The following is a 16216-nucleotide window of genomic DNA, read 5'->3' on the forward strand; positions in this document are numbered from 1 at the left end:
ATTTTCCCACTGAAATCAAGCCACTTCTGCGTCGCAGAATAATTTCTTTACAAAGTATACTATGGTACCGTTCAAAAATTTACAAAAAAAATATTACGGAAATGCACGTTATTGCGTAATTTTCCAACCGCACCCGATAATGAATTTGCACGAATGTGCCCGTGGTGACGCAAGAGGAGGCGGCGCCACACTTCATAAAACGGGAGGAATATATGACCAAGACCAACATGTCTCGTCGTGGCGTGCTGAAGTCGGGGGCCGTTGCTGGCGCCGGGCTGGCGGTGCCAACCATTTTCACAGCGCAATCTGCTGCCGCCTACACCAACGAACCCACCGGTAGCACCGTGACGCTGGGCTTCAACGTACCTCAGTCCGGCCCCTATGCTGACGAAGGTGCAGACGAACTGCGCGCCTATGAGCTGGCGGTTGAGCACATCAACGGCGGCGGCGACGGTGGTATGCTGAACACCTTCTCGTCCAAGGCCTTGGACGGCACCGGTATTCTGGGCAAGAAGGTCGAATATGTGACCGGCGACACCCAGACCAAATCCGACGCTGCGCGTGCATCGGCCAAGTCGATGATCGAAAAAGACGGCGCGGTGATGATCACCGGCGGCTCAAGCTCGGGTGTGGCTGTTGCTGTACAGGCGCTCTGCCAAGAGGCAGGCGTGATCTTCATGGCGGGTCTGACCCACTCCAACGACACCACGGGTAAAGATAAGCGGGCCAATGGCTTCCGCCACTTCTTCAACTCCTACATGTCGGGTGCTGCACTGGCGCCGATCCTGGCCAACAACTACGGTAAAGACCGTAAGGCCTATCACCTGACCGCCGACTACAACTGGGGCTACACCACCGAAGAAGCGGTGCGTACCTCGACCGAAGCAATGGGCTGGGAAACTGTGGCTGCGGTGAAAACCCCGCTGACACAGACCGACTTCTCGTCCTACATTGCGCCGGTACTGCAGTCGGGTGCAGACGTTCTGGTTCTGAACCACTACGGCGGCAACATGGTGAACTCGCTCACCAATGCGGTTCAGTTCGGCCTGCGTGAAAAACAGGTGAACGGTCACAACTTCGAAATCGTTGTTCCGCTGTTCTCGCGTCTGATGGCGCGCGGTGCGGGTGCCAACATCAAAGGCATCTACGGTTCGGCAAACTGGCACTGGTCTCTGCAGGATGAGGGCACCAAAGCCTTCGTTAAATCCTTCGGCACCAAGTACGGCTTCCCGCCGAGCCAGGCTGCGCACACCTGCTACGTACAGACCCTGCTCTATGCAGACGCCTGTCAGCGTGCCGGCACCTTCAACCCCTGTGGCGTCGCTGCCGCACTGGAAGGCTTCGAGTTCGACGGTCTGGGCAACGGCAAGACGCTCTACCGCGCAGAAGACCACCAGTGCTTCAAAGACGTGCTGGTTGTGAAAGGTAAAGAGAACCCGACGTCCGAGTTTGACCTGCTGGAGATCGTTGAGATCACCCCGCGTGGTCAGGTTGAATACGACGCCTCGATCTTTGGTGGCAACCTCGGCGCCTGTAACGGCGGCGCCTAAACGGCCACAAAGGATGGGGGCCCTGCGCCCCCATCCTCCCCTTCTAAAATGACTGCCTGCCTCCCGCTGCGGAGGCTCTCTCCACACTCCGACACAAGGGTGGGACAATGGACGCTATAATCCTCCAAATCCTGAACGGGCTCGACAAAGGCTCGGCCTATGCGCTGATCGCGCTGGGACTTACACTTATCTTCGGCACGCTGGGCGTTGTGAACTTTGCGCATGGGGCGCTGTTCATGATCGGCGCGTTTTGTGCTGTGACCCTCAACAAGATCCTGACCCTGAGCCATACGGTCATCGATCCCACCAAGACCGACTTCCTGGGCAACCCAGCGAAAATTCAGGTTCCTTATGTCTATGACATCTTTGGCGAAAGCGCTGGTGCCTCGATCATTGACTGGTCGGTTCCCTTGGCAATCTTCTTTGCCATTCCGGTTATGATCGCCATCGGTTTCATCATGGAACGCGGTTTGATCAAGCATTTCTACAAGCGTCCGCATGCGGATCAGATTCTGGTGACCTTTGGTCTGGCGATCGTGCTGCAGGAAGTCATCAAGTACTACTACGGCGCCAACCCGATCCCGACCCCCGCACCTGCGGCCTTCAAAGGGTCCTTCGATTTCGGCGCGATGCTGGGTTTTGATCCCAACGTCATCATCTACCCCTACTGGCGTCTGGTCTACTTCTGCTTTGCAGCGCTGATCATCGGTGCCGTCTTTGCCTTCCTGCAATTCACCACTTTCGGCATGGTTGTCCGTGCGGGCATGGCGGATCGTGAAACCGTTGGCCTTCTGGGCATCGACATCGACAAGCGTTTCACCATCATGTTCGGCCTGGCGGCTGCAGTCGCCGGTCTGGCGGGGGTGATGTACGGGCCGATCAACGCGCCGAACTATCATATGGGCATGGACTTCCTCGTCCTGAGCTTCGTTGTGGTGGTTGTCGGCGGCATGGGCTCTCTGCCCGGTGCGGTTGCGGCAGGTTTCCTGCTGGGCATCCTCGAAAGCTTTGCCTCCATGCGTGAGGTCATCGCCTTCATCCCCGGTATTAACCAGGTCATCATCTACCTGGTCGCCATCATCATTCTGTTGACACGTCCCCGTGGCCTGATGGGTCGCAAAGGCGTGATGGAGGACTGATCTATGTTTGGCTTGAATAAACAAGACACCACCCTGCTGATAGTCGTCGCCATTCTGGCGCTGTTCGCACCCTTTATCCTGAACCCCTTCCCCGAAGGGTCCGCCATGGCGCAGTTCAACGCGGGGTATCCCGACCTGATGCAGCGTTTTGTGATCTTTGGCATCTTTGCCATTGGGTTCAACATCCTGTTCGGCCTCACCGGCTACCTGTCCTTTGGTCACGCGGCCTTCCTCGGTGTGGGATCCTACGCGGCGATCTGGATGATGAAACTGCTGACCATGAACGTCATTCCCGCGATCATCATTTCGGTCATCGTGGCGGGTCTGATCAGCTTCCTCGTGGGTTGGATTTCGCTGCGCCGCTCGGGCATCTACTTCTCGATCCTGACGCTGGCCTTTGCGATGATGATGTATCAGCTGGCCTATTCGGACCTGTTTGGCCAACTGTTCGGCGGCGTGCTGACCGGTGGTGAAACCGGCCTGCAGCCAAAAGTTAGCGATCCGCGTATTCTGGACGCCGCACTGGCAGAGGGCGCAACGCCCAAAGCACATTTGTTCGGTCTGGAAATGGGCGCCAGCCACAAGATGAACGTGGGCGCATGGTCCTTCACCTTCAACGCGGGCTACTACATTGCCGCAGCCGCGATGCTGGCCGCCTTCTACCTGTCGATCCGCATCTTCCGCTCGCCCTTTGGCATGATGCTGCGTTCGGTAAAATCGAACCAACACCGCCTGAACTACACCGGCCTGAACCCGAAACCCTACACTCTGGCCGCTTTCGTCATCTCTGGCATGTATGCTGGTCTGGCAGGTGGTCTGTTGGTTGCGATGGACACGCAGGTGGGCGCGGAACGTATGTTCTGGACCGCATCCGGTGAGGTAGTGATCATGACCATCCTTGGTGGCGCGGGCACGCTGATTGGTCCGGTGCTGGGATCCGGTCTGCTGAAGTACATGGAAAACATCCTGTCCAAGATCAACAAAAGCGTGCTGGAGAGCTGGTTCTCCTTCATGCCGGATGGGCTGTCGGACTTCTTCATCGCGATCACCAACCTGTTCGTGGGCAAACAGTGGCACATCACTACCGGCGTGATCTTCATGCTTGTGATCATCTTTGTGCCCGGCGGTCTTGTGGAACTGGGCAAGCGCATTGGCGCACGGTTCAGCCGCAAGAAAGAGCCTAACAACACCGATGGGTCGGCCAAAGCCGAACCTGCCGAATAAGCCTGAGAAGGAGATACAAACATGGGTATCCTAGAAGTCAAAGGCGTCAACAAACGTTTCGGCGGGTTGCAGGCGCTGGGGGATGTGAACCTGAGTGTGAAAGAAAACTCAGTTCACGCCATCATCGGCCCCAACGGCGCGGGCAAATCCACCCTGCTGAACTGTCTGGTGGGCAAGCTGATCCCCGACACCGGATCGGTGATGTTCAACGGTCAGTCGGTGCTGGGACGCAAACCCTATGAGATCAACCAGATGGGTATTTCCCGCGTGTTCCAGACCCCCGAAATCTTCGGTGATCTGACCGTGCGGGAAAACATGATGATCCCGATCTTTGCCAAACGGGACGGTGCGTTCCGCATGCATGCGATCAAGGACATGCTGAAGGAACGCGAAATCGTCGATGCCGCAGATCACATGCTGGAAGAGATGAACATGGCCGACAAGCACGGCATGCACGCCTCTTCAATGTCGCGGGGGGACAAACGCCGCCTTGAGATCGGTATGTGTCTGGCACAGGAGCCAAAGCTGCTCTTGCTGGACGAACCCACCGCCGGTATGGCGCGCGCCGACACCAACAACACCATTGATCTGCTCAAACAGATCTCAGACGAGCGTGACATCACCATCGCCATCATTGAACACGACATGCATGTTGTGTTCTCCCTCGCCAACCGGATCACCGTTCTGGCGCAGGGCACCCCGCTGGTCGAGGATGATCCCGAAAACATCAAAGGCAACCCCAAGGTGCGCGAAGCCTACCTGGGCGAAACCGCATAAGGAGGGCAGGATATGAACGTAAAACCCGACTTTTCCAAAGGTCACAACCTTGCCGAAACCGCCCCCGCCTTTCTGTCGGTCTGGGATCTGCACGCTTACTACGGCGAAAGCTACATCGTGCAGGGCGTTGATTTTAACGTACACGAAGGTGAAATCCTTGCGCTTCTGGGCCGTAACGGCGCGGGCAAGACATCGACCCTGCGTGCCATCGCCCGTCTGGATGATCCAGAGATCAAGCGCGGTGAGGTTTGGCTGGACCACCAGCCGCTGCACCTGATGAGTTCGCATGAGGCATCGCGCGCCGGTCTGGCATTGGTGCCCGAAGATCGCCGCATCATCCCCGGCCTGACGGTTGAGGAAAACCTGAAACTGGCACAGATCGCCCCGCCCATCGGCTGGTCGCTGGAACGCCTGTATGAGCTGTTCCCCCGCCTTGGCGAACGTCGCCAGCAGGAAGGTGTGACGCTTTCGGGTGGTGAACAGCAGATGCTTGCAATTGCGCGGGCCTTGGCGCGTGACATTAAGGTGCTGCTGCTGGATGAACCCTATGAAGGGCTGGCGCCGGTGATCGTGGACGAGATTGAACGCACCCTGCGCAAGATTAAGGAACAGGGCATTACAACCGTAATTGTGGAACAAAATGCGGTCCGTGCCCTTGAACTTGCCGACAGATCCGTGATCCTTGATACCGGAAATGTTGTGTTCGACGGATCGGCAGCAGAGGTACTGCAGAACAAAGAACTGCGGGAGGAATACCTCGCCATCTAATGGCCCCATCACCTAGGCCATCAAAGAACACCATACATCACGCATTTCGCCCGCCTCGTCAGAGGCGGGTCTATGCACTTAAGGGATCGAGGGAGGAGCCCACAATGTCAGACGCCGTCTATCCGGTGCCAGCCGATTTTGCAGCCAAGGCCCATATCAACGCTGAAAAATATCAGGAAATGTATGCCGCATCCGTAAACGACCCCGAAGCCTTCTGGGGGGAACACGGCAAGCGCATTGATTGGATCGAACCGTTCACCAAGGTAAAAGACACCAATTTCAAACTGGGTGAGGTGTCGATCAAATGGTTTGAGGATGGCGTTTTGAACGTCGCCGCCAACTGCATCGACCGCCACCTGCCGACCCGTGGCAACCAGACCGCGATCATCTGGGAACCCGATGATCCAAACGACCCTGCCCTGCACATCACCTATAATGAACTGTCCGAAAAGGTGAACCGGTTCGCCAACGTCCTGCTGTCACAGGGCGTGATGCGGGGCGACCGTGTGGTGATCTACCTGCCAATGATCCCCGAAGCGGCCTATGCGATGCTGGCCTGTGCCCGCATCGGCGCCATTCATTCCATCGTTTTTGCAGGCTTCAGCCCCGACGCGCTGGCCAACCGCATCAACGACAGTGAGGCAAAGCTGCTGATCACCGCCGACACCGCCCCGCGCGGTGGCCGTCGCACCGCGCTGAAATCCAACGCCGATCAGGCGCTGCTGCATTGTTCGGACAAGGTGCGCTGTCTGGTGGTCAAACACACTGGCGATCAGACCACTTGGGTGGATGGCCGTGATGTGGATGTAAAGGCGCTGATGGAAACCGCCAGCCCTGACTGCCCACCGCGTCCGATGAATGCCGAAGATCCGCTGTTCATCCTCTACACCTCCGGCTCCACCGGCAAACCCAAGGGGGTTGTGCATTCCTCCGGCGGGTATCTGGTCTATGCGGCGATGACCCATCAATACACCTTCGATTACCACGAAGGGGATGTGTACTGGTGTACCGCTGATGTGGGCTGGGTCACGGGGCACAGCTATATCGTCTATGGCCCCTTGGCCAATGGCGGCACCACGGTGATGTTCGAAGGTGTGCCCACCTACCCCGATGCGGGCCGGTTCTGGGCCGTATGTGAGAAACACAACGTCAATCAGTTCTACACCGCCCCCACCGCCATCCGTGCGCTGATGGGTCAGGGCAATGAGTTCGTCGAGAAATACGACCTCAGCGATCTGAAACTCTTGGGCACCGTGGGTGAGCCGATCAACCCCGAAGCATGGAACTGGTACAACGACGTGGTCGGCAAGGGCAGCCGTCCCATCGTCGATACATGGTGGCAGACCGAAACCGGCGGTCATATGTTGACCCCCCTGCCCGGTGCAACCGCCCTGAAACCGGGGTCCGCGACCAAGCCGTTCTTTGGCGTGCAGCCGGTGCTGCTGGAACCACAGACGGGTGAAGAAATCCACGACACCGCCGCCGAAGGCGTGCTGGCGATCAAGGACAGCTGGCCCGGTCAAATGCGATCCGTTTGGGGGGATCACGAACGGTTTGAGAAGACGTATTTTGCCGATTACCACGGCTACTACTTCTCCGGCGATGGTTGTCGCCGTGACGCCGATGGCGACTATTGGATCACCGGGCGTGTGGATGACGTGATCAACGTTTCTGGCCACCGGATGGGCACCGCTGAGGTGGAAAGCGCACTGGTCGCCCATGCCAAAGTGGCCGAGGCCGCGGTGGTCGGTTACCCCCACGACATCAAGGGCCAAGGCATCTATTGTTATGTCACCCTGATGAATGGCGAAGAACCCAGCGAAGAGCTGCGCAAAGAGCTGCGCACTTGGGTGCGGACCGAAATTGGCCCGATTGCCGCGCCGGATCTGATCCAATGGGCCCCTGGCCTGCCGAAGACCCGTTCTGGCAAGATCATGCGCCGCATCCTGCGCAAGATTGCCGAAGATGACTTCGGCGCGCTTGGCGATACCTCGACCTTGGCGGATCCGTCAGTGGTGGACGATCTGATCGAAAACCGGATGAACCGCTAAACACAGTACAATCCACAAAACGGCCCGCCCTTGCGCGGGCCGTTTGCTTTTGTAACGTAGCTGACACACAGTGCTGTCACTGGGCAATCACTGCGCTGTCATTCAGGCGGTTCACAAGAGCAGCCACTGCCAGCCGACATCTATCAAGTAATGGACACTCACATGTCGAAAATTTTGGTCATGACCGACCTGCACATCACTGTGCCGCCTGAAACCATCATTGATCTCAACCCTGTGGAACGCCTGCACGAAGGTCTGGCCCATGCGGCGCGCCTGCACCCTGATGCGGATCACCTGATGCTGACAGGCGACCTGACACACGAAGGTTCAGCTGCTCAATATCAAGCACTGAAACCGCTGCTGGCGGACCTGCCGTGGCCGGCGACGATGCTGATGGGCAATCATGACCTGCGGGGCCCGTTCTGCGCCACATTCCCTGATGCCCCCGTCACGGCGGATGGGTTTGTGCAATCGGTTGTCGATCTGCCCGATGTGCGCCTGATCAGCCTAGACACGCTGGATACAGAGGCCGCCGTTGAACATGCGGGGCGCCTGTGCCCTGCCCGCCTTAACTGGTTGGAACAGGTGTTGCGCGATGCGGGCGACAAACCCTGCCTACTGTTCCTGCACCACCCACCCTTTGACACAGGGTTCAACGGGATGGATGGCATCGGGCTGGTAAACGCCGATGAGCTGCTGGCGCTGACCGGACAGTACAATGTCCGCCACATCTTTGCCGGTCATATCCACCGCACCATCACCGCCACCGTTCAGAACCAGTCGATGACCGTATTCAAAAGCACCTGCCACCAGATGCCTATGATCCTTGGCCAAGAAGGTTTTGGCCATTCGGTCCCCGAACCCGGCGCCTATGGCATCATTCTGACAAACGGGCAGGACGTCGTTGTCCACACCGAAGATTTCACCCTGCCCGACATGCAATCGCGCGACTTCGAAGAGTGATCAACGCAACACCGGATCAAGCCACGATCTGATAGAAACACGGTGGGGCGCAGTTTGCAGATGCCTTTTGCTGCGCCCCTTGCTAAAACAGCCCCGAGTTGAGGGGGAGCGACAGCATGGATCTGGCAGAGCTAGGGTTTGAATTTGCACCTGTAGGCCTGTGCATGCTGGAAAACCGCATCATTCGCGGCTGCAATCGCCAATTTGCCGAAACCTTCGGCGGCGCGGTGGACAGTTTCGCCAATGAACCCTTCGCCAATTTCTACGCCAGCGCCGAAGACTACGAAGCGATCGGCGCCCGTGGTCTGGCGGCGATGCAGGAAACCGGTCGGTATTCCGATGAACGGGTGATGAAACGCCGTTCTGGCGAATTGTTCTGGTGCCGGGTGCGCGGTCAGTCCCTGACGCCCGATGATCCATTTCAACGCGGCATCTGGTCGGTGACCGATCTGTCCGATGAGCGCCCCATCGTCGAGTTGACACAGCGCGAACGCGAAGTAGCCATCCTGACGTGTCGAGGCCTGACCAGTAAGGAAATCGGGTTGGAGTTGAACCTGTCTTACCGCACGGTCGAAGTCTATCGCGCCCGCCTGCTGGAGAAGTTTCAGGCCCGTAAATTGGCAGAACTGGTCGCTAAACTGTCCGGCATGCCACTTTGACGCGACACATGTTTGTGATTCTGCCGTTACGTCGCAAACACGACCTCTATTTTCAAAGCTGAGGCATTTTTTTCGCAATTCCCCTCGAATTTTTTGCGTTAAACCCCCACTTTATCTCGCATATGGGCGCTTTCCGCTTCGTCAAGGATGGCTTATAAGGCGTCCAGATGGGGATTGGGCGCAACCGTATCGTCGCCCACCAAAAAACCGGTCGAGGGAACAATGACTAAGAAACACGACTCCGACGTCGCATTTATTCAGGCACTGGCTGAACTGCTGGCCGCAAACGATCTGACCGAGCTGGAAGTGATGCGCGAATACGGCGACAACGACAGCCTGAACGTCCGCGTTAGCCGCGCCACCGAGGCACCTGTTCATATCGCAGCGCCCGTTGCAGCCGCCCCCGTGGCCGCCGCGCCTGTTGCCGCAGCACCTGCCGCTGCCGCCCCCGCCGCAGCCCCTGCTGCCGCAGAGGATCCTGCCAGCCACCCCGGCGCCGTAACCTCGCCGATGGTTGGCACCGTGTATCTGCAGCCGGAACCTGGCGCACCGTCCTTTATCAGCGTTGGCGCACAGGTCAGCGAAGGCCAGACCCTGCTGATCATCGAAGCGATGAAAACCATGAACCAGATCCCGGCGCCGAAATCGGGCACCGTGAAACGTATTCTGGTCGAAGACGGCGGTGCCGTTGAATTTGGCGCCCCGCTGGTCATCATCGAGTAAGGCACAGAGATGTTTGAAAAAATCCTGATTGCGAACCGGGGTGAGATTGCGCTGCGCGTGATCCGCGCCTGCCGCGAGATGGGCATCAAATCGGTAGCGGTACATTCCACCGCAGATGCCGATGCCATGCACGTACGCATGGCTGATGAATCCGTCTGCATCGGCCCGCCCTCCGGCACTGAAAGCTACCTGTCGATCCCCGCGATTATCGCTGCCTGCGAAGTGACAGGCGCACAGGCGATCCACCCGGGCTATGGCTTCCTGTCCGAGAACGCGAACTTCGTACAAATTGTCGAAGATCACGGTCTAGCCTTTATCGGCCCGACCGCGGAACACATCCGCGTCATGGGTGACAAAATCACCGCCAAGGACACCATGAAAGAGCTGGGCGTTCCATGCGTTCCGGGTTCTGACGGTGGCGTGCCTGATCTGGCCGCAGCCAAGCGCATTGGTGAGGAAATCGGTTATCCGGTGATCATCAAGGCAACCGCTGGTGGCGGTGGCCGTGGCATGAAGGTGGCGCAAACCGCCGCTGACATGGAAGAGGCATTCATGACCGCCCGCGCCGAAGGCAAAGCCGCCTTTGGCAACGATGAGGTCTACATTGAAAAATACCTCACCACCCCACGCCACATCGAAATTCAGGTATTTGGCGACGGCAAGGGTAAGGCGGTTCACCTTGGTGAACGCGACTGTTCGCTGCAGCGCCGTCACCAGAAGGTGTTTGAAGAGGCCCCCGGCCCCTGCATCACCCCTGCAGAGCGCGCGGCCATCGGTAAGGTCTGTGCGGATGCGGTTGCCAAGATCAACTACATCGGCGCCGGCACGATCGAATTCCTCTATGAAAACGGCGAGTTTTATTTCATCGAAATGAACACCCGTTTGCAGGTGGAACACCCCGTGACCGAAGGCATCTTTGGTGTTGATCTGGTACGCGAACAGATCCGTGTCGCCGAAGGCCTGCCGATGTCGTTCAGCCAAGACGATCTGGAGATCAACGGTCACTCGATCGAGGTACGGATCAACGCGGAAAAGCTGCCGAACTTTGCCCCATGCCCGGGCAAAATCACTGCCTACCACGCCCCCGGTGGTCTGGGTGTGCGGATGGATTCGGCGCTTTATGACGGCTACTCGATCCCGCCGTACTACGACAGCCTGATCGGCAAGCTGATCGTGCATGGCCGCGACCGCGCCGAAGCGCTGGCGCGTCTGGACCGCGCACTGGGTGAGTTGATCATCGATGGTATCGACACCACCGTGCCGCTATTCGGTGCCCTGTTGCAGGAGGATGATATCCACACCGGCAACTACAACATCCACTGGCTAGAACAGTGGCTGGAAAAGAACATGGGCTAAGGCCCTGAGGGGCTGCGGTTCAAACCGCGGCCCCTTTTCGGATCAAAGGACAGGCGTATGAAGGACGAATTTACGCTCACCCCCCAGATCCTGCTGTCCGGCTATGCGCAGGGCATTTTTCCGATGTCAGAAAGCCGCGACGATCCCGACGTGTTCTGGGTCGACCCGCGCGAGCGCGGCATCTTCCCCCTGGATCAGTTCCACATCTCCCGCTCGCTGGCGCGGACCATTCGTCGTGGTGCCTATGAGATCCGCATCAACAGCGCCTTTGAGGCGGTTCTGCGTGGCTGTGCGGACCGCGAAGAGACTTGGATCAACCCGACAATCCACGCGCTGTACATGGCCCTACACCGCATGGGCCGCGCCCATTCCCTAGAGGTGTGGATGGACGGCAAACTGGCCGGTGGCGTCTATGGTGTCACACTGGGTCGTGCCTTCTTTGGCGAAAGCATGTTTTCCTATCGCCGCGATGCGTCAAAGATTGCGCTGGCCTATTTGGTCGATCATCTGGTGCAAACGGGGTTCACCCTGTTTGACACCCAATTCATCACCCCCCACCTTGCGTCGCTGGGGGCGATTGAAATCCCACGCGCGGACTACCAGCAGCTGCTAGGTGAAGCACTACGCGAAGGGGCATTTTTCGATGTAGAAGGCGTCGATCACTCTGCCGCGGGTGTCTTGCAGCGCAATGCCCAGACATCATAACGCGGGTGATCCAGCGCGTTCAGCGCCGGTGCGGAAGCCATCATCCAACCCTCGAACACTTGTTCCTGACTTGGCACTTTTTCAATGGTGACAAAGGCAAAGGCTTCCCCCGACGGGTTATCCGCCGGATAGCGACAACCGCCCAGTCGGACGCGCAGATCGCCAAAAATGGCCGACCCGCCGGTCGCAATATCCAGATCCTGCGTTTCGCCGTTGACCTTATCCAGACCACGCATCATTGCGCCATCGGCGCTGACATAGTCCTGCGCCGACACGGCAGTCCCGATCAGCGCGGACAGCGAAAACACAGCAGCGGCACGGATCATTCGTCGCCTCCGGACACGAACTTCATCAACAGCGATACCAAGGAAACCGCGCCCTGCGTATCCTCAACCTCGGCCCCGGGTTCGAAGTTGAATGGCGAACCGCCTGGAACGATTTCGACGTAGTTGCCACCCAAAAGTCCCTCGGAACTGATCACAATCGCGCTGTCATCGGGAATATCGATGCCGTTTTGGACGGTGATTTCCGTATCCGCACGGAAAGTCTGTGGGTTCAATGCCACATCGGTGACGGATCCCACTTTGACACCAGCGAGACGTACATCGGTGCCGACGCTGACCCCTTCCAATGACCGGAAAGACGCGGTCAAAGGGTAACCGCCCGTCGAAGAGCTAAAACCAGTCACCTGCCCCGCATAAGCGACAAAGCCAATGGCCGCAGCCAGAACCAGTGCGCCTACGGCTACTTCGGTCGGATTAGTGGACATTGCAGCCCTCGCTTCTCGCAAAACAGCGCAGGCTTGGCCCGCAGATTAAACAATCAGAACTGAATGGTGTGTTATTCCGGCGACCATGCTTCGTAGTCGCGGCGCTCGCTTGGTTCAACACGACGGATGGACCCCGCAGGCGCATAGGCCATGGCGGTGCCGGTCAGGTTTTCCAGATGCGGCTTTTCCCAGTCTTTGTGCGGCAGCGGCTTGTCGCTGGGCAGCTCATCAAAGGTGTGGTGCAGCCAACCGTGCCAATCGGGGCTGATGCGGCTTGCCTCAACTTCACCGTTGTAGATCACCCAGCGGCGCTTGCCGTCTTTGGAGGTGTAGAATTTATTGCCTTGGTCATCTTCACCAACTTTCACACCTTTACGGGCGGTATAAAGCTGGGTGTTCAGGGTCTGACCGTCCCACCAGGTGACGGCGCGCAGAAGAGTGTTCAGAATGCCCATGGCTACCTCGCGAATAACTTGAGAGAAGATATGGCCCATAAGGGCGCAAAGGTCCAGTGGTCAGCGCCACTGCAGGCCCTCTGCGCCCCTATAGCGCAGGATATTGCCGCGATGTTACGGCAACAGAGCGGTCAATTCGATCTCGATCCGGAATTTCGGGTCGATCAGATTACACTCTACCATCGTGGCGGCGGGCGGGTTGTCGCCAAAGGTGGCGGACAGAATCGGCCAGCAGGGTTCAAATTCCGCAGCATCCGGCAGATAGTAGTTCACACGCACCGCATGTTCAAAGCTGCTGCCAGCCTCTTTCAGCGCGTTTTCAATGGTGGCCAGCGCCGCTTTGCACTGCTCTTCGACGGTGTCGCCTGCACCCACGGTGCCAGCCACATGCACAAAGCCACCTGCAACAACCGCGCGGCAATAGCCGATCTTGGCCTCAAACTCGCTGCCGGTGGAAATACGTTTAATAGTCATGGTGTTGTCTCCTTCTCTTGGCTCCTCCGTTGCCCGAAAACGTGGTGTCGCGCAAGAGTAACGCTAACCGCGACTTTGAGTATTTGGGGAACATTGAAAGGCGCCTTCTCTGCTCCCAAAGTATCTCGGCGGATGAATTTGCGCAGCAAAGAAGGGGGCAGCGCCCCCTTGCCCACGATCGCACAAACGACAAGGGCCGGCACATGGCCGACCCTCATCACTTCTGTGAAACCTGAACGCTTTAGCTGGCGCTGGCTTCTTCTTTCTGTTCGCCGTGGATCATCAGCGGCTGTGCATCAGATGTGACCGCATCCTCGTTCACCACAACCTCAGTCACGCTGTCCTGACCGGGCAGGTCGAACATGGTGTCCAGCAGGATATCCTCAAGGATCGAACGCAAACCACGGGCACCGGTTTTCCGCTCGATCGCACGTTTGGCGATCGCTTGCAGCGCGTCATCGGTGAAGGTCAGCTGTGTGTCCTCCAGCTCAAACAGGCGCTGGTACTGTTTGATCAGCGCGTTCTTCGGCTGGGTCAGGATGGTGACCAGCGCGTCTTGATCCAGATCTTCCAGCGTTGCCAGAACCGGCAGACGGCCAACAAATTCCGGGATCAGGCCGAATTTCAGCAGGTCTTCGGGTTCCAGATCCTTGAACAACTCACCCACACCACGATCATCGTTTTCGCGCACATCAGCGCCAAAGCCCATTGCGGATCCTTTGCCGCGCTGACCGATGATCTTGTCCAGACCGGCGAATGCGCCGCCGCAAATGAACAGAATGTTGGTGGTGTCGACCTGCAGGAATTCCTGCTGCGGATGCTTGCGGCCACCTTGCGGCGGCACGGAGGCAACGGTGCCTTCCATCAGCTTCAGCAGGGCCTGCTGCACACCCTCACCCGATACGTCGCGGGTGATCGAGGGGTTTTCGGATTTGCGGGTGATTTTATCCACCTCGTCAATGTAGACGATACCGCGCTGCGCGCGTTCCACATTGTATTCCGAAGCCTGCAGCAGTTTCAGGATGATGTTTTCAACGTCTTCACCGACATAGCCCGCCTCGGTCAAGGTAGTTGCGTCGGCCATGGTGAAGGGCACATCCAGAATGCGCGCCAGCGTCTGCGCCAGCAGCGTTTTACCACAGCCGGTCGGGCCGATCAGCAGGATGTTGGATTTCGACAGTTCGATATCGCCGGATTTCTGTGCGTGGTTCAGACGTTTGTAGTGATTGTGAACCGCTACCGACAGCACCCGTTTGGCTGTCGCCTGACCGATCACGTAATCGTCCAGCACGTTGCAGATATCCATCGGGGTTGGCACCCCTTCGGAGGATTTCAGACCCGCGGATTTGGTCTCTTCGCGGATGATGTCCATGCAAAGCTCGACGCATTCATCACAGATGAAAACGGTCGGGCCGGCAATCAGCTTGCGCACCTCGTGCTGGCTCTTGCCGCAGAAAGAGCAATAGAGCGTATTTTTGCTGTCACCACCGGAATTGTTCGCCATTTCGTCCCTTTCAGGCCTGAAGTCTCAGGTTATTCAGCTGCTGCGCGGGCAGACCCGTCGGATCCTGCGCCTTGGCTGCTCCTCGTTCAGAGGTAGCTTAAGACAGCCCTCAGGCAGCTACAATGCAAAAACGTCACACGGGCGCGTTAACGCCCGTGTGCGACTGTTGTTTTAGCTGTCGCCTTCGTCGCCGGATTTGGCGCGGTTGGTCACGATCTCATCGATCAGGCCCCATTCCTTGGCCTCTTCGGGCGACATGAAGTTGTCACGCTCCAGACCAGCCTCAACCTCTTCGTAGGTGCGGCCGGTGTGCTTGACGTAGATTTCGTTCAGACGGGTTTTCAGCTTCTGGGTTTCCTGGGCGTGGATCATGATGTCCGTTGCCTGCCCCTGATAGCCACCGGAAGGCTGGTGCACCATTACACGGCTGTTCGGCAGCGAGAAACGCATGCCTGCATCACCAGCAGTCAGCAGCAGCGAGCCCATGGACGCCGCCTGACCAATCACCAGCGTCGATACCTTGGGTTTGATGTACTGCATGGTGTCGTAGATCGACAGGCCAGAGGTCACGACGCCACCGGGGCTGTTGATGTACATGCTGATTTCTTTGGACGGGTTTTCCGCCTCAAGGTGCAGCAGCTGCGCAACGATCAGCGACGACATACCGTCATGCACTGGACCGTTCAGGAAAATGATCCGCTCTTTCAGCAGACGCGAGAAAATATCATAGGCCCGCTCACCGCGGCTGGTCTGCTCTACCACCATCGGTACCAGGGTGTTCATGTAAGTATCAATCGGATCGTTCATAGTCGCCTGCCTGTTCCTATCTGAAGCACCCCTATCACAAAGGTACTAACTGAGTCTTAGTCCTGCCCCCTCTGGGCTGCAAGGGGACGCCTTAGAATTTAATACGCCTGTGAAGGGATCGCCTTCAGTGCTGTTATCTCTTGCCGCGATTTCGTGCCGCGTAAATCTAATATCCACGCAGACACCCGACGGACGTTTTCGATATTCAACATTCATGCCACGCGACCACATTCACAGATTGCATTCGCGACCTAGATGCGCGTGCGGCACGCCCTGAGTTTGGCGAATAGCG

The 16216-nt window shown here is 57.8% G+C and carries 17 protein-coding genes; 11 read left to right on the forward strand and 6 right to left on the reverse strand.

What is annotated here, in order from left to right; translation table 11 throughout:
- The first annotated feature begins 212 nt into the window (after window positions 1-212).
- The 11 genes from TM5383_RS04820 (at window position 213) to aat (ending at window position 11915) form a co-directional block, all read left to right on the forward strand.
- Window positions 213-1550 (forward strand): substrate-binding protein, encoded by a 1338-nt coding sequence (locus tag TM5383_RS04820; protein WP_058317908.1) that lies wholly within the window; start codon window positions 213-215, stop codon window positions 1548-1550.
- A 107-nt stretch (window positions 1551-1657) separates the two neighbouring features.
- The gene (locus TM5383_RS04825; RefSeq protein WP_058317909.1) at window positions 1658-2689 is read left to right on the forward strand and encodes a branched-chain amino acid ABC transporter permease; all 1032 of its coding nucleotides are present in this window, start codon (window positions 1658-1660) and stop codon (window positions 2687-2689) included.
- Between the two features lie 3 nt (window positions 2690-2692).
- On the forward strand, window positions 2693-3913 hold the full coding sequence (locus tag TM5383_RS04830) for a branched-chain amino acid ABC transporter permease (RefSeq protein ID WP_058317910.1): 1221 nt from the start codon (window positions 2693-2695) through the stop codon (window positions 3911-3913).
- A 21-nt stretch (window positions 3914-3934) separates the two neighbouring features.
- Window positions 3935-4690, forward strand: a complete 756-nt coding sequence (locus TM5383_RS04835; RefSeq protein ID WP_058317911.1) for an ABC transporter ATP-binding protein — start codon at window positions 3935-3937, stop codon at window positions 4688-4690.
- 12 nt (window positions 4691-4702) lie between these two features.
- Window positions 4703-5458, forward strand: a complete 756-nt coding sequence (locus tag TM5383_RS04840; protein ID WP_058317912.1) for an ABC transporter ATP-binding protein — start codon at window positions 4703-4705, stop codon at window positions 5456-5458.
- Window positions 5459-5562: 104 nt separating this feature from the next.
- Window positions 5563-7509 (forward strand): acetate--CoA ligase, encoded by a 1947-nt coding sequence (acs, locus tag TM5383_RS04845; protein WP_058317913.1) that lies wholly within the window; start codon window positions 5563-5565, stop codon window positions 7507-7509.
- A 162-nt stretch (window positions 7510-7671) separates the two neighbouring features.
- Entirely contained in the window at window positions 7672-8472 is an 801-nt protein-coding gene (locus TM5383_RS04850) for a phosphodiesterase (RefSeq protein WP_058317914.1), read from the forward strand.
- Window positions 8473-8588: 116 nt separating this feature from the next.
- On the forward strand, window positions 8589-9131 hold the full coding sequence (locus TM5383_RS04855) for a LuxR C-terminal-related transcriptional regulator (RefSeq protein ID WP_197407363.1): 543 nt from the start codon (window positions 8589-8591) through the stop codon (window positions 9129-9131).
- Window positions 9132-9353: 222 nt separating this feature from the next.
- Entirely contained in the window at window positions 9354-9854 is a 501-nt protein-coding gene (gene accB / locus TM5383_RS04860; protein ID WP_058318384.1) for an acetyl-CoA carboxylase biotin carboxyl carrier protein, read from the forward strand.
- 9 nt (window positions 9855-9863) lie between these two features.
- Window positions 9864-11210 carry an acetyl-CoA carboxylase biotin carboxylase subunit gene (accC, locus tag TM5383_RS04865; RefSeq protein WP_058317915.1) on the forward strand — a complete coding sequence of 449 codons (1347 nt, stop codon included), beginning with the start codon at window positions 9864-9866 and terminating at the stop codon, window positions 11208-11210.
- Window positions 11211-11267: 57 nt separating this feature from the next.
- The gene (aat, locus tag TM5383_RS04870) at window positions 11268-11915 is read left to right on the forward strand and encodes a leucyl/phenylalanyl-tRNA--protein transferase (protein WP_058317916.1); all 648 of its coding nucleotides are present in this window, start codon (window positions 11268-11270) and stop codon (window positions 11913-11915) included.
- Here aat and TM5383_RS04875 read toward each other — a convergent pair.
- The 6 genes from TM5383_RS04875 to TM5383_RS04900 all read right to left on the reverse strand — a co-directional run bounded on the left by TM5383_RS04875 (window position 11870) and on the right by TM5383_RS04900 (window position 15924).
- On the reverse strand, window positions 11870-12241 hold the full coding sequence (locus tag TM5383_RS04875) for a DUF2155 domain-containing protein (protein ID WP_058317917.1): 372 nt from the start codon (window positions 12239-12241) through the stop codon (window positions 11870-11872). The two genes, aat and TM5383_RS04875, sit on opposite strands and share 46 nt — an antisense overlap.
- On the reverse strand, window positions 12238-12684 hold the full coding sequence (mlaD, locus tag TM5383_RS04880; RefSeq protein WP_058317918.1) for an outer membrane lipid asymmetry maintenance protein MlaD: 447 nt from the start codon (window positions 12682-12684) through the stop codon (window positions 12238-12240). Before mlaD ends, TM5383_RS04875 begins: the two co-directional genes overlap by 4 nt.
- Before the next feature lie 71 nt (window positions 12685-12755).
- The gene (locus tag TM5383_RS04885; RefSeq protein WP_058317919.1) at window positions 12756-13139 is read right to left on the reverse strand and encodes an NADH:ubiquinone oxidoreductase subunit NDUFA12; all 384 of its coding nucleotides are present in this window, start codon (window positions 13137-13139) and stop codon (window positions 12756-12758) included.
- 114 nt (window positions 13140-13253) lie between these two features.
- The gene (locus tag TM5383_RS04890) at window positions 13254-13613 is read right to left on the reverse strand and encodes a RidA family protein (protein ID WP_058317920.1); all 360 of its coding nucleotides are present in this window, start codon (window positions 13611-13613) and stop codon (window positions 13254-13256) included.
- A gap of 241 nt (window positions 13614-13854) precedes the next feature.
- On the reverse strand, window positions 13855-15117 hold the full coding sequence (gene clpX / locus TM5383_RS04895) for an ATP-dependent Clp protease ATP-binding subunit ClpX (protein ID WP_058317921.1): 1263 nt from the start codon (window positions 15115-15117) through the stop codon (window positions 13855-13857).
- Between the two features lie 171 nt (window positions 15118-15288).
- Complete coding sequence (locus tag TM5383_RS04900; protein WP_058317922.1) at window positions 15289-15924, reverse strand: ATP-dependent Clp protease proteolytic subunit; 636 nt, start codon at window positions 15922-15924, stop codon at window positions 15289-15291.
- Window positions 15925-16216 lie beyond the last annotated feature (292 nt).

This window comes from Thalassovita mediterranea, from assembly GCF_001458435.1.
Lineage (GTDB): Bacteria > Pseudomonadota > Alphaproteobacteria > Rhodobacterales > Rhodobacteraceae > Thalassobius > Thalassobius mediterraneus.